The organism is Pseudomonas sp. F-14 TE3482 (assembly GCF_053629455.1).
Genome location: NZ_JBRJII010000001.1, coordinates 4492298 through 4505140, shown reverse-complemented (window position 1 = coordinate 4505140; position 12843 = coordinate 4492298). Strand labels below are relative to the sequence as shown.

Here is a 12843-nt window from a genome sequence, read left to right as displayed (position 1 = left end):
CAAACCGACCAGTGGCTCACAGTAAAGCAGGGATTTTCCCGTGTGCAAGTACGCACGCTTGAAAGTGGCGGCCCTGACGCATCGCCAACATCCGCCTATGATTATTCATTGCCCCCACCTTCATCAGTTCCAGGGCTCTCGCCCCCTCACGTCAAATGAGGAGTTGAAAGATGTCGCTGACGCTTTACTACCATCCACTGGCGTCGTTCTGTCACAAAGTACTCATCGCGCTCTACGAAAACGGTATCGAATTCGAGAGAAGAATCATCGATCTCGGTGACCCTGCCGACAGCGCAGAACTTCAGGCATTGTGGCCAATCGGAAAGTTTCCAATAATTTTTGACTCTGTTCATCAGCTGAATCTGCCGGAGTCCAGCATCATCATCGAGTACCTGGATAGACGATTTCCAGGCACGCACAATCTGGTTCCAGACGATTGGGAGACCGCGCTGGAAGTCCGATTATGGGATCGCTTTTTCGACCATTATGTACAAGTGCCGATGCAACAGATTGTCAGTGATCGGCTACAGGCGACCAACGGCGATTTGACCAAAGAGCGATCCATGCTGAAAACGGCCTACGGCATGCTTGAACGCCGGATGGCATCCAGAATCTGGGTGGCCAGCCCGGCCTTCAGCATGGCCGATTGCGCCGCTGCCCCGGCACTTTTCTATGCCCGGACGCTTGTGCCGTTCCCCGATGACTACAGCCACCTGAGCGCCTATTTCGAGAGGTTGGTACAGAGACCATCATTTCAGCGCGTGATCAATGAAGCCCGGCCCTGGTTTTCGTTCTACCCGTTTGCAGAGGCGATCGAACAGCGGTTTTGCCAGGCGCCGGACAACGCATGATCCGCGTCCATAGCCTTCGCGCCTGATACCAGTCGGTACGAAGCGCGAAGGACAGTCACCGATTTGTTCGGGAATGCGCGATCAAAAACGCGGTTTGATCGTCTTCCACTCCGGCTTGTAACGCTGCATCTGTTTCACGTCATCGCGCTGACGAATGCCGCAGCTCAGGTATTGATCATGCAGCTTGCCCAGTTGATCGTGATCCAGCTCAAGACCCAACCCAGGCGCACGGGTGATTTTCACGCAGCCATCGACGATGGATAGCTTGCCGCCCTTGATCACCTCTTCATCCGGTTCCTGCCAGGGGTAATGAGTGTCGCAGGCGTAATCGAGATTGGGCACTGAAGCGGCGACATGTGCCATGGCCATCAGGCTGATGCCCAGGTGCGAATTGGAGTGCATAGACACGCCAAGGCCGAAGGTGTCGCACATTTTCGCCAACGCCTGGGTGTCCCGCAGGCCACCCCAGTAATGATGGTCGGCGAGCACGATCTGCACGCTGTTCAGGGCCACACTGCGGCGAAACTCATCAAAATCCGTGACCACCATATTGGTCGCCAGCGGCAGACCGGTACGTTTGTGCAATTCGGCCATGCCGTCGAGGCCCGGTGTCGGGTCTTCGTAATATTGCAGGTCATCACCCAGCAGCTCTGCCATGCGAATCGAAGTTTCCAGCGACCAGTTGCCGTTCGGATCGATGCGCAACGGGTAACCGGGAAAGGCCTTTTTCAGCGCCTTGATGCACGACACTTCGTGCTCCGGCGGCAGTGCCCCAGCCTTGAGTTTGATGCTCTTGAAACCGTAGGCCTCGATCATGCGCCGGGCCTGGGCGACGATCTGCTCTTCGTTCAGCGCCTCGCCCCAGTTATCCGGTTTGTACGGTGAATCGATGTGTTGCGCGTACTTGAAGAACAGATAGGCGCTAAACGGCACTTCATCACGAATCGCCCCGCCCAGCAGGTCCACCAGCGGCACGTTCAGGGAATGCGCCTGTAGATCGAGAAACGCCACTTCAAACGCCGAATACGCGTTGCTCACCGCTTTGCTGGCGTGAGAGCCAGGCGCCAGTTCCGCACCGGCGATGCTCTGGGTTTTGTTCGCCGCCACGGTGGCCTGCACGATGGCGCGCAACTGATTGAGGTTGAATGGGTCGAGACCGATCAGCTGACTTTGCAATTGCTGTTGAATCGCCAGTGCCGGGGCGTCGCCGTAGCTTTCGCCCAAACCGATGTAGCCATTGTCGCTCTCGATCTCGATGATCGAGCGCAGCGCGAAGGGTTCGTGAATACCGCTGGCATTGAGCAGCGGCGGATCGCGAAAGGCGATGGGGGTGACGGTAACGCGTTTGATTTTCAAGAGGCAGCTCCCTTTGGCTCGGTATTCAAGGCTTGATGACCGACAGAATTTTTTGCGGCTGCGGCGTCGACCGGTTTACCGGTGAGCGAGCTGCGCGTGTCGCCACGCGGTGCAGTACGGGCAAAAAAGATCACTACGGCCGCGACCAGCGAAGTCGCCGCCAGGCCGTACAAACCGCCTTCGATGGAGCCGGTAGTCTGCTCCAGGAAACCGAACGCGGTCGGCGCCACGAAACCGCCGAGATTGCCGATGGAGTTGATCAAAGCCAGCACTGCCGCAGCGATACGCGCATCCAGATAGCCCTGGGGAATTGGCCAGAACAAAGCCGAAGCCGCCTTGAAACCAATGGCCGCAAAACAGATGGCGACGAAGGCAAAGATCGGCCCGCCGGTGGTTGACATGAACATGCCGAACGCGGCAATCACCAATGTCACGGCCACCCAGGCCTGTTGGTATTTCCATTTACTGGCCATGGCAGCGAAGCCATACATCGCCAGAATGGAGATGATCCACGGGATCGAGTTGAACAGGCCGACCTGGAAGTCGCCGAGGTTGCCCATCTTCTTGATCATGCTGGGCAGCCAGAACGTGGCGCCATAAATCGTCAGGGCGATGGAAAAGTAGATAAAGCAGAACAGGGCGATCTGCCGATCGGCGAGCAATTTGAACATCGACGGTTTAACTGTCTGCACGGCTTCGCGAGCCTGCTGTTCCAAGTCAATGGCGCTTACCAGTGCATCCTTTTCTTCGGCGCTCAGCCATCTCGCCTCGCGTGGATGGGATTGCAGCCAGAACCAGACAAACCCACAGAGCACGATGGAAGCAAAGCCTTCAATCAGGAACATCCACTGCCAGCCATGCAGGCTGAGGCCGCTGACGTGCAGCAGCGCGCCGGATACCGGCCCGGAAATCACCGAGGCAATGGCTGAACCGCTGAGGAAGATCGCCATGGCTTTGCCCCGCTCGGTCGACGGTAGCCATTGGGTGAAGTAATAAATGATGCCTGGGAAAAAACCCGCTTCGGCGGCGCCGAGAATGAAGCGCAGCACATAAAAGCTGGTTTCGCCGCGCACGAAGGCCATGGCCATCGCCGCCGCGCCCCAGGTGAACATGATGCGCGTCAGCCAGGCGCGGGCACCGTAGCGTTGCAGCAGCATATTGGAAGGCACTTCGAAGATCGCGTAACCTATGAAAAACAGCCCGGCACCCAAGCCATAGGCCGCGGCGCCAATGCCCAGGTCGGTTTCCAGGTGGCTGCGCACGAAGCCGATATTGACCCGGTCGATGTAATTGACGATGAACATCACCACGAACAGCGGCAGTACGTGACGTTTGACCTTGGCCGCTGCTCGGGCGAGGACGGTCGGGTCCGGCGGACTCTTATGGGTATTCAAAGGGCGACTCCCGTTCATTGTTTTTTTAGGGGAGAAACGATCATGGACGCGCCTATTGATCCCGTCTAATCTAACTTGGCACTCGATTGATACCTGGATTAGATCAATGTTCGAACTGACGCAACTGCGCTGTTTCACCACCGTGGCCACCGAACTGAACTTCCGCCGGGCTGCCGAACGGTTGAACATGACCCAACCACCTCTGAGTCGCCAGATTCAACTGTTGGAACATCACCTGGGCGTCGAGTTGTTCACCCGCAGCACGCGCAGCGTCGCCTTGACCGCCGCCGGCCGCGCTTTTTTTATCGAGGCACAGAACCTGCTGGAGCGCGCTCAGCAAGCCGCCGTAACCGCTCGGCGCTTCGCCGAAGGGGACATCGGTACGGTCAATATCAGCTTCGTCGGTAGCGCGGTTTACGAGTTCCTGCCCAAGGTCATCGCGGAAGCGCGGCTCAAACAGCCTCAAGTCAAAATCGATCTGTCGGAGATGAACACCTACCAGCAACACGAAGCCCTTCGCGCCCGCCGTATCGATCTGGGCATCGTTCGCGCACCGTTGCTTGAGCCAGGCTATGCCACCGAATGCCTGGTGCGTGAACCTTTCGTATTGGCCGTCCCCCACAACCATCGGCTGGCCAGCGCCAACACCGTGTCCGTCAAAGATCTGGATGCTCAACCCTTCCTGATGTACTCCCATGCGGCGTACCCGCCGTTCAACGAACTGCTGACCGGCATGCTCCGCTCGGCCCGCGTCGCCCCGGAATATGTGCAGTGGCTCGGCTCGTCCCTGACTATCCTGGCCTTGGTCAACGCCGGAATGGGCCTGGCCCTGGTACCTCGCTGCGCCACCAGTGTTGTGTTCAAGAACGTGGTGTTTCGCGATATCGATCTGGGCGAAGGCGTACAGAGTGAACTGCATTTGATCTGGCGTGAGAACAACGACAACCCGGCGTTTGCGATGTTGCTGGAGGGAATTCGTAAGGCTGTGAGGGATGGCTGGGGGTTGTGAGGAACCCCGGAGCTGCCGCAGTTACCCGGCGATCGTCGCGATGACACTTTCATTTCATGATCGCTGCTCTTGTATGATGCCCCGCTTTCAAGCGTGAGCCACAGGCTAAATCTCGCCAAACCCGGGCCCGCAGTCGTCGAGGATTTTTCATGAATAGGCTTTACCGGACCTCCCGCCAGGGAGTGGCCGCCCCGCGGTTCGCGCTCAATCCCCTGAACCTGGGCTTGGGCCTGCTGCTGTCCAGCGCCGTGCCTTCGGCCTGGGCCGCCGCGACCGAACTGCCGACGGTGACCGTCACCGGCGATGATACTTCCGGTTATCAGGCCGACAGCGCTTCGGTCGGTGGTTTCGAGGCGGCGCCATTGCTCGATACGCCGGCCTCGATTTCGGTGGTCAACGAGGCGATGATCAAGGATCAGCAGGCCCGCCTGCTCAGCGAAGTACTGCGCAACGACGCCTCGGTGGGTGAAAGCTACGCGCCGGTCGGCTACTACGAAAACTTCGTCGTGCGGGGCTTCTCCCTCAACTCCGCCAGCAGCTACAAGATCAACGGCCGCACCATTACTGGCGAGCAGAATGTCGGGCTGGAGAACAAACAGCAGGTGGAGTTGCTCAAGGGCCTTTCCGGTTTGCAAAGCGGTGTCAGCGAGCCCGGCGGATTGGTCAACTACGTGACCAAACGGCCTGGCGACGTGCGTTCGGTCACCGTCTCTACCGACGATCGCGGCAGTGGTTACCTGGCGACCGACGTCGGTGGCTGGTTCGGCAGCGAGCAGCAGTTCGGCCTGCGCGCCAACCTGGCCCACGAAGACCTCCATTCCTACGTCGAACACACCAATGGCCAGCGCGACTTCGCCTCGCTGGCCTTCGACTGGAACATCAGCCCCAATGCGCTGCTGCAACTGGACGCCGAGTACCAGACCAAGGAACAGCGCTCTGCACCAGGCTATCAACTGCTCGGCGGTTCCAGCCTGCCGCACCACGCCTCGCCGAAGAAGCTGCTGGCACACCAGAGCGGTTCGAAGCCGGTTACCACCGATGCGCTGAACCTCAACGGTAATTTCGAATACCGCTTCAGCGACCAGTGGAAAGGCAACCTCAGCGCCTCGCGCAGCCGGGTGGTGATCGATGACTACAGCGCGTTCGCCTGGGGCTGCTACGGCTCCGCCAGTTGCGCCGGCGCGGCGGTGCCGAACTACTTCAGCCCCGAGGGCGACTACGACATTTACGATTTCCGCAGCCCCGACGATACCCGCCGCAACGATGAAGTGCAGGCAGCCCTCAGCGGCCACTTCGAAACCGGTGGCCTGGGCCACGAACTCAGCGTCGGAACTAGCGCGTTCCGCCGCGTGGTGGACAAACGCGATGCCATCAATCAGATGATCGGCAGCGCCAACATCAACAGCGAACCGGCTGATTTTGCCCCTTACGATGGCCCGCTCAACGATTCCTACCGTCGCCTGGACAGCCGCCAGTACGGGCTGTTCTTCAATGACCGGATCAGTTTCAACGAGCAATGGCAGGCAGTGCTGGGCGGGCGCGAAGTGCGCCTGGATGAAGAGACCTTCGACAGCCAGGGCGACACCACCCGGCACACCCAACGCTATGAGTTCCTGCCCCAGGCCGCGCTGATCTACAAGCCGGTGCAAAACCTGTCGCTGTACACCCGCTACAGCAAGGGCCTGTCCCTGGGCGGCGAAGCAGCGTGGTTCACCACCAATGCCTATGAAATCCTCGCGCCTACCGTATCGCGACAAATCGAGGCAGGGATCAAATACGACTGGCAGCGCATCAGTCTGGCCGCGGCGCTGTTCCAGATTCGACAGGCCTACCAGTACTCGCGACCGAATGATGACGGTACGTTCACGTTCACCGAACAGGGCGAACAGAAAAACACCGGGCTGGAGCTCTCGGCCAATGGCTGGGCCAGCCAGCGCCTGCAGATCGCCGCCAGTGTCGCGGCGATCCGCGCCCGGGTCACCGACAGCGGCACGCCAGCTTATGAAGGTCACCAGGCAATCAACGTTCCGACCTTGCGCGCCAACCTCTACGGCGACTATGCCCTGCCCTGGTTCGATGGCCTGGCGCTGCTCGGCGGAGTGCAGTACAGCGCCAGCAAGTACGCCAACCGCCAAGGTGAAGTGCAGACCGGTGCCTATGCCATCTTCAACATCGGCAGCCGCTACAGTACTCGCATCGACGGATACGACACTGTTTTTCGCCTGACCGTGGACAACCTGTTCGACAAACGCTACTGGCGCGACGCCGGTGAATACATGGGCGATGGCTACCTGTTCCAGGGCGCCCCACTCACCGCCCGGCTGAGCGCCTCGATCAACTTCTAGCGTCGGGCCAACTCATGCCGGATGCATTGCTCGTAGTACGTTTGCTTGATAGCAGCAGGCTTGAGGCGCGAGGGACTGTTATAGGTTTGTTCGGTAATCCCCATGGCCGTCATGCGCATCCATGGCCGGGGGAATTTTCGCGATTGCAATTTCTTGCGTGCCCCGTAAAGCGTGAAACCGGAAAGCTTCGCCGCTTGTGCATCTGCGGCTATGTCCGAGCCCCAGCTGCAGACGAAACGACTGTTCTTGCTCAGGTCTTTTGCCTGAGCCTCAAGCGAGAGCATCAGGGCAAACGTCACAGCCATCCATACCAAAGTCCGCATATCGCCAATGCCTAACCTTCTGAAAAGAAAGCAAGTTTGACAACGAAACGGAAATCGGTGGGCCAGCAGTTCGCCTCATTCTCATCTGTTTTTTGGTCTCGATCGGCATAGCAGAATCTCCTTGACGGTGTCCGAAACTTTTTTGAGCTTTAACTGAGCCTTGCAGTCTCTAGTTTGAGAGCGTCGTGGTTATCGACAGGTCATTTGCGGCGAACGCGCGATCAGCCGGTGGAGGCTATCGATGTCAGATCTTGAGCATGTCATTCAGCCCTTTGATGCCAGGTTGGTGATGATCGGCTCTGGCTGTATCGGAAAAGGCGTACTTGCGCTGCTGTTGCGCCATCTTGAACTTGAACCGCAGCGACTGTTGATCCTCAGCCCCGATGACGATGGACGCTTGCTCGCGCAGGAATTTGGCGTTGCCCACCAAGCCGAGCAACTGGATCAGAACAATTACGAGGCGGTGCTCGACCCTCTTTTGAGCGCTGGCGATTTCCTGCTCAACCTCTCGGTGGGGGTTTCGAGCCTGTCGCTGATTCAGTTCGCCCAGCGTAAAGGCGTGCTGTATCTGGACACCTGTATCGAGCCGTGGGAAGGCGGTTATACCGACCCCGACAAATCCCTGTCCGAAAGATCCAACTATGCATTGAGGGAGGCGGCACTTCAGCTTCGCAGGGAAAGTGCGCAAGGTTTGTCCACCGCTGTCTTGACTCACGGGGCCAATCCGGGGCTGGTGTCCCACCTGATCAAGCAGGCACTGGTCAACCTCGCTGAGGATTTGGGTGACACAACGCCCCAGCCCACTACTCGCGAAGAATGGGCGCAGCTGGCCAGCCGACTGAATATCCGCTGCATCCACATTGCCGAACGCGATTCGCAGTTTTCATCGCAACACAAAATCGCCGATGAGTTCGTCAACACCTGGTCCGTGGACGGTTTCATCAGTGAAGGCAGCCAACCGGCGGAGTTGGGTTGGGGCAGCCATGAGAAAGCGCTGCCCGAGGATGGCTATTACCACGCCTTCGGGTGCCAGGCCGGGATCTATCTGCAACGTCCCGGTGCCTCGACGCGGGTTCGAACCTGGACGCCCTCGACGGGGCCAACCCATGGGCTGCTCGTGACCCACAACGAAGCCCTGTCGATTGCCGACTACCTGACCCTTGGCCAGGGAAGGCAGCCGACTTACCGGCCGACCGTCCATTACGCGTATCGGCCCTGTGACGATGCCTTGCTCTCGGTACATGAACTCGCCGAGCGCAACTGGAAACCCCAGAGCGGCCAGCGTCTGCTCGATGACGAAATCATCGACGGCAGTGACGAACTCGGCGTGCTGCTGATGGGGCATGCAAGCAACAGCTATTGGTATGGCTCGCGCTTATCGATCCAGCAAGCCCGGACACTCTGCCCTCATAACAGCGCCACCAGCCTGCAAGTGACGGCGGGAGTGCTGGCCGGCGTGATCTGGGCCATTCGCAATCCGCAACGCGGTATTGTCGAACCGGATGAATTGCCCTTCAGGGAGATTCTGCAGATCTGCATGCCTTACCTTGGCAAGGTAGAAGGCATTTATTCCGACTGGACGCCGCTTACCGGACGTCACTCACTGATGCCCGAGCACACCGATGAATCCGATCCGTGGCAATTCGTGAACGTCAGGATCACTTGAAAGCCTGACGTGGTTTGCTCCACGCCAGGCAACGGCTCAAATACCGGAACCGTTCTGAAATGAGTCGCCCGAACCGGACTCTCGTTGCCAGGCCCGGTGCAGAAGATCGATGACCTCTTCGTCCGATGTCTGCGAAAAATCCGTGTACCAATGCCCGATCGAGATCATCCAGTCGGGGATGAGCGGGCAAATCAGCTCGTCCACTTCATCGCGCAGCGCCTCTGCCGTCTCAAGCGGTGCCACCGGCACGGCAACGACGATGCGCGATGGCGCTTGCAGGCGCGCGGCCTGTATCGCAGCCATCATCGTGGCGCCTGTCGCCAGGCCGTCATCAATCAGAATCACCACCTGATCCTTGAGCGCCACAGGTGCACGTGATGCCCGGTATAGCTGCTCGCGACGCAACAACTCCTGGGTTTCCTTTGCAACTACGGCATCGAGCGTGCGTTGATCAATACCGTTAGCCCGCAGCGCATCTTCGTTGACGATTTGTATGCCGCCACTGGCAATTGCGCCCATGGCGAACTCCTGGTGGGTCGGTACTCCCAGCTTGCGCACCAGCATCAGATCCAGGCGAACCTCCAGGGCCGTGGCCACTTCATAGGCCACCGGAACGCCGCCACGGGGTAAGGCGAGAACGATGACATCGGCTCTTTTAGCGTATTTGAGCAACGGCTCCACCAGGCCTCGGCCGGCATCAACCCGGTCATGCAAGATGGTTTGCAATGAAGGACTAGTCATTTGAAAACCTCCCTGGGGCGGGAGCCCCAAACACGGGCGTTCGTTTGACGGCGGCCATCATTCCGATCGGGGCGCCCGCCCCTAGACCGCCAGAATGCTGCAAGGCACCTGATACAGAATATGTTCGGTGGTGCTGCCGAGCAGCCGCTCCAGGCCACGGTATTGAGCTCTGCCCATCACTACCACATCCACTTGATGCACGTGGGCGAACTCACTCAGCACCGAGACCGGTTGCCCCATAATGAAATGCCGACACTCAGAGGGGACACCGAATCGGGCGGCCAGCTTGAGAAAAGACTTCTCCAGGTCGCTGCGCAACTCCCTGGTCAGCTCCGAGAGCGTCAGACCGCCGCCCAGATCCGCCAGAAAAGCCGCCGAAATGTCACAGGCATACAGCATATGCAACTCGGCATTGCACTGCAGCGCAAGGCCCGACGCCTGCAAGATGATCCGGTCATTGAGTTCACTGTTCGAAGGCTCGGTGTCTGACACGTCAACCGCGGCTACCACCTTCTGCGGCAAGGCATGGCATTCACTCCCCACCAGATAAACCGGGACCGGACAATGGCGCAACAAACGCCAATCCAGCGGCGTGAAGAACGCGCGCTTGAGCACGGGTTCATGCTGCACTTGCTTGATCAACAGATCGGGCTGCATTTGCGTGACGTGGTCAAGGATGTCCTGGCGCATGTTGTCAGCCCATGCGACTTCGGTTGTCACCTCGATCCCCCGGCCTCGCATCTTTTCCGCTTGTTCATCGAGCCAGTCGCGGTGCTCCTGCAGGTAGGTCGCCCGAGCCATTTTGCGGTCGCCTTCTTCGAGCAATGACAAAATATCCAACGAGGGGATCAGGCCGGCAATGTGCAAGCTCGCCCCGCTGGCCTTGGCCAGGGCAGCGCCATGGTTTATCGCAGGGGAATGGCGCAGCAGCGGGTTGATGATCAGTAATAACCGTTGATACTGGCTCATGGGCAGACTCCAGACAGGTTGATTCTCGACGCCGGCTCGAGAATCCAGCATCAGGCCCAGATTCGTCCCTTAAAGCCTCTTAAGCGTTGATTTATATCAACTCCCTTGAATGAGGCATTTGAAAGGGCCACTTGAGAAGAATAGTTCACAACGCTGCTGTGCATCCCATAGCAGACTCATACGCGATGGCCGTTCGCCTGAAAATCGGCAATCTGCTGCCACATCGCGATCGGGTTGGAATACATGGGGAAATGCCCGCACTGCGCGATCGGCGCCAACCGCACGCCTTGGGCCTGGATATGCGGCAGATAGGACAATGAAGCGTTCTGCTCGCCGTACATGAACATGCGCGGGCATGGCAGGCCGAGGAACTTGCCCATCAAGTCGGCGTTGTCGGAAAGATCGACCATCGACTCGAAGATCCCGCGTACCGCTCCGGCACGAACCTTGTGCCGCAAGCTTGCGGAATAAAGCGCACTGACATAAGCCGGGGCGTGTCGGGCGCGTTCGATGAAGGCGGCGAAAAACACCTCGGGATCGTCCGCCGGGTAATCGACGATCTGCCGGCTGAGGAAGCAGTCCTCCGGGGCGATGTTGCCCTCGATGTCGACGAAGCTGAGTACCCGGTCCGGGCATTGATGAGCCAGCATCAGTGCGGTCAGTCCGCCCATGGAATGGCCGACCAGATGAAAACGCTCGATACCGAAATGCTCCAGCACCTGCAACGCGGTCTTCAGCAGAAAAGGGATGGAAATCCGCGAAAGGTCGCCGCACTGGCTTTCCCCGCAACCCGGTGCGTCATAAGCGACGAAAGGATGACCGGCGAAGGCGGCCTGCTGCACGATGTCGGCGTAGTCTTCCTTGGTCGAGCCAAACCCATGCAGGAACACAATCGGCGCCAGGACACCGTCGCGGTGAAGGGTGGCGATGTTCAGCCGGACGCCCTCCACCGTCAGAGGGATGTGCGCTTGAGTGAAGGTTTCGGGTTTGGACACGTGATGGATTCCTTGAGCGAAAAGGGTGACCGCCGGGCTGCATAGCGGCCCCGGAAATCTGACAAACATTGCCTGTTTTTTGTGAGTGCTGCGCACTCAAGCGGGAGCAAGCTCCCTCGCCACAGCAGGCCGTCAATTTCGCGGGGATCGGGCCGTCTGTAAATTCCTCATTCGGGAATACCGTCATAGGTCAAACCTATCAAACACGCTTGGTGAGCCGAGCAATCACCTCCTCCACCAGCGGATTGGGCCGATCGGCATTCCAAGCCACCGCCGTGGTCACCACATTGAGCGGCTGGCTCAGTGGTCGTAACACCACATTATCGGGGGCCAGTTTTTTCAGCGACGCAGGCACCAGGGCGATGCCTTGTCCACAACTGACGAAAGCGATTTGCGACGCGACGGAGCGCACTTCATGCAGCACGCGCGGGGAAAATCCACTGGCGCGGCAGGTCGCGATCAGATTGTCGAAGTACACCGGGCTGACCTTTCGGGAAAACATCACCAGGGGCTCGGTGGCCAGGCTCGACAGGCTGATGCGCTTGCGCGAAGCCAATGGGTGATCGCTGGGCAAAGCCACGACCAGACGATCCTCGGTCAGTGGCAGCGACTTGATCGAAGCGCCCAGGTCGCCGTCCAGACGGGCGAAGGCCAGGTCGATGTCCCCGGCTTCCAGCGCAGGCACGGCTTCGACGCTGTCGATCTCCCGCACGGACACGGTGAGGTGCGGGTAATCGACCTTCAGCTGCTCGATCAACCCGGGCAACACATCGAACATCGCCGTGGAAATCGCGCCGACAGTCAACATCCCCGACTGCCCCGCCACTGCCTCCTCCACGGCCAGTTCCAGGCGCTCCAGTTGCTCGGCGAACTTGCGCACCGCCGGCAGGATCGCGGCGCCTACCGGGGTCAGTTTCGCTCCCCGCCGCGAGCGGTCGAACAGCTTGACCTTGAGCGCCTGCTCCAGCACCTGAATCTGCTCGCTTAACGGTGGCTGTGACATTCCCAGGCGTTTGGCGGCGCGGCCGAAATTCTGTTCTTCGGCAACGGCCAGGAACAACCAGAGGTGACGAATCAAGCGGAAATTGATCATGGTTAATCCATAGGTTTAACGTATGTAACGCTTCTGTGATTAGTAATATACCTATCAAATTGTCTCGCTGACACTGGGCGCCTCCGTCACCACTGGGGCTT

11 protein-coding genes are annotated in these 12843 nt (G+C 59.0%); 4 read left to right on the top strand and 7 right to left on the bottom strand.

Annotated elements, in window-relative coordinates; translation table 11 throughout:
* Positions 1 to 170: 170 nt before the first annotated feature.
* Positions 171 to 851, top strand: a complete 681-nt coding sequence (locus tag AB7M26_RS20215) for a glutathione S-transferase family protein (RefSeq protein ID WP_429385869.1) — start codon at positions 171 to 173, stop codon at positions 849 to 851.
* 81 nt (positions 852 to 932) lie between these two features.
* Here AB7M26_RS20215 and AB7M26_RS20210 read toward each other — a convergent pair whose 3' ends face one another.
* Together AB7M26_RS20210 and AB7M26_RS20205 are read right to left on the bottom strand one after the other, a co-directional pair.
* Positions 933 to 2207 (bottom strand): glucarate dehydratase family protein, encoded by a 1275-nt coding sequence (locus AB7M26_RS20210; RefSeq protein ID WP_429385867.1) that lies wholly within the window; start codon positions 2205 to 2207, stop codon positions 933 to 935.
* Positions 2204 to 3601 carry an MFS transporter gene (locus tag AB7M26_RS20205; protein ID WP_123494790.1) on the bottom strand — a complete coding sequence of 466 codons (1398 nt, stop codon included), beginning with the start codon at positions 3599 to 3601 and terminating at the stop codon, positions 2204 to 2206. Before AB7M26_RS20205 ends, AB7M26_RS20210 begins: the two co-directional genes overlap by 4 nt.
* Positions 3602 to 3707: 106 nt before the next feature.
* Between AB7M26_RS20205 and AB7M26_RS20200 the strand changes: the two genes are divergently transcribed.
* Positions 3708 to 4610, top strand: coding sequence for a LysR substrate-binding domain-containing protein (locus tag AB7M26_RS20200; RefSeq protein ID WP_063343779.1), 903 nt, complete (start codon positions 3708 to 3710; stop codon positions 4608 to 4610).
* A gap of 149 nt (positions 4611 to 4759) precedes the next feature.
* Positions 4760 to 6955: a TonB-dependent siderophore receptor gene (locus AB7M26_RS20195; protein ID WP_429385866.1), complete on the top strand. Its 2196-nt coding sequence runs from the start codon at positions 4760 to 4762 to the stop codon at positions 6953 to 6955.
* Here AB7M26_RS20195 and AB7M26_RS20190 read toward each other — a convergent pair.
* A complete protein-coding gene (locus tag AB7M26_RS20190) occupies positions 6952 to 7278 on the bottom strand; it encodes a hypothetical protein (RefSeq protein WP_008076480.1) in 327 nt (108 codons plus the stop codon). The genes AB7M26_RS20195 and AB7M26_RS20190 overlap by 4 nt on opposite strands.
* A gap of 241 nt (positions 7279 to 7519) precedes the next feature.
* Here AB7M26_RS20190 and AB7M26_RS20185 point away from each other — a divergent pair, with 241 nt between their 5' ends.
* Positions 7520 to 8944 (top strand): homospermidine synthase, encoded by a 1425-nt coding sequence (locus AB7M26_RS20185; protein WP_123494793.1) that lies wholly within the window; start codon positions 7520 to 7522, stop codon positions 8942 to 8944.
* 36 nt (positions 8945 to 8980) lie between these two features.
* Here AB7M26_RS20185 and AB7M26_RS20180 read toward each other — a convergent pair whose 3' ends face one another.
* From AB7M26_RS20180 to AB7M26_RS20165, 4 genes are all read right to left on the bottom strand, one after another.
* Positions 8981 to 9685, bottom strand: coding sequence for a phosphoribosyltransferase (locus AB7M26_RS20180; RefSeq protein WP_123494794.1), 705 nt, complete (start codon positions 9683 to 9685; stop codon positions 8981 to 8983).
* Positions 9686 to 9766: 81 nt separating this feature from the next.
* Positions 9767 to 10654 carry a universal stress protein gene (locus AB7M26_RS20175; RefSeq protein ID WP_429385863.1) on the bottom strand — a complete coding sequence of 296 codons (888 nt, stop codon included), beginning with the start codon at positions 10652 to 10654 and terminating at the stop codon, positions 9767 to 9769.
* A 176-nt stretch (positions 10655 to 10830) separates the two neighbouring features.
* Positions 10831 to 11649: an alpha/beta fold hydrolase gene (locus AB7M26_RS20170; protein ID WP_429385861.1), complete on the bottom strand. Its 819-nt coding sequence runs from the start codon at positions 11647 to 11649 to the stop codon at positions 10831 to 10833.
* A gap of 199 nt (positions 11650 to 11848) precedes the next feature.
* The gene (locus tag AB7M26_RS20165; RefSeq protein WP_429376355.1) at positions 11849 to 12742 is read right to left on the bottom strand and encodes a LysR family transcriptional regulator; all 894 of its coding nucleotides are present in this window, start codon (positions 12740 to 12742) and stop codon (positions 11849 to 11851) included.
* Positions 12743 to 12843 lie beyond the last annotated feature (101 nt).

Excerpts from the sequence above, each read along its gene's own strand:
- AB7M26_RS20215 (WP_429385869.1), top strand. The coding sequence starts at position 171 with ATGTCGCTGACGCTTTACTACCATCCACTGGCGTCGTTCTGTCACAAA.
- AB7M26_RS20200 (WP_063343779.1), top strand. The coding sequence starts at position 3,708 with ATGTTCGAACTGACGCAACTGCGCTGTTTCACCACCGTGGCCACCGAA.
- AB7M26_RS20195 (WP_429385866.1), top strand. The coding sequence starts at position 4,760 with ATGAATAGGCTTTACCGGACCTCCCGCCAGGGAGTGGCCGCCCCGCGG.
- AB7M26_RS20190 (WP_008076480.1), bottom strand. The coding sequence starts at position 7,278 with ATGCGGACTTTGGTATGGATGGCTGTGACGTTTGCCCTGATGCTCTCG.
- AB7M26_RS20185 (WP_123494793.1), top strand. The coding sequence starts at position 7,520 with ATGTCAGATCTTGAGCATGTCATTCAGCCCTTTGATGCCAGGTTGGTG.
- AB7M26_RS20180 (WP_123494794.1), bottom strand. The coding sequence starts at position 9,685 with ATGACTAGTCCTTCATTGCAAACCATCTTGCATGACCGGGTTGATGCC.
- AB7M26_RS20175 (WP_429385863.1), bottom strand. The coding sequence starts at position 10,654 with ATGAGCCAGTATCAACGGTTATTACTGATCATCAACCCGCTGCTGCGC.
- AB7M26_RS20165 (WP_429376355.1), bottom strand. The coding sequence starts at position 12,742 with ATGATCAATTTCCGCTTGATTCGTCACCTCTGGTTGTTCCTGGCCGTT.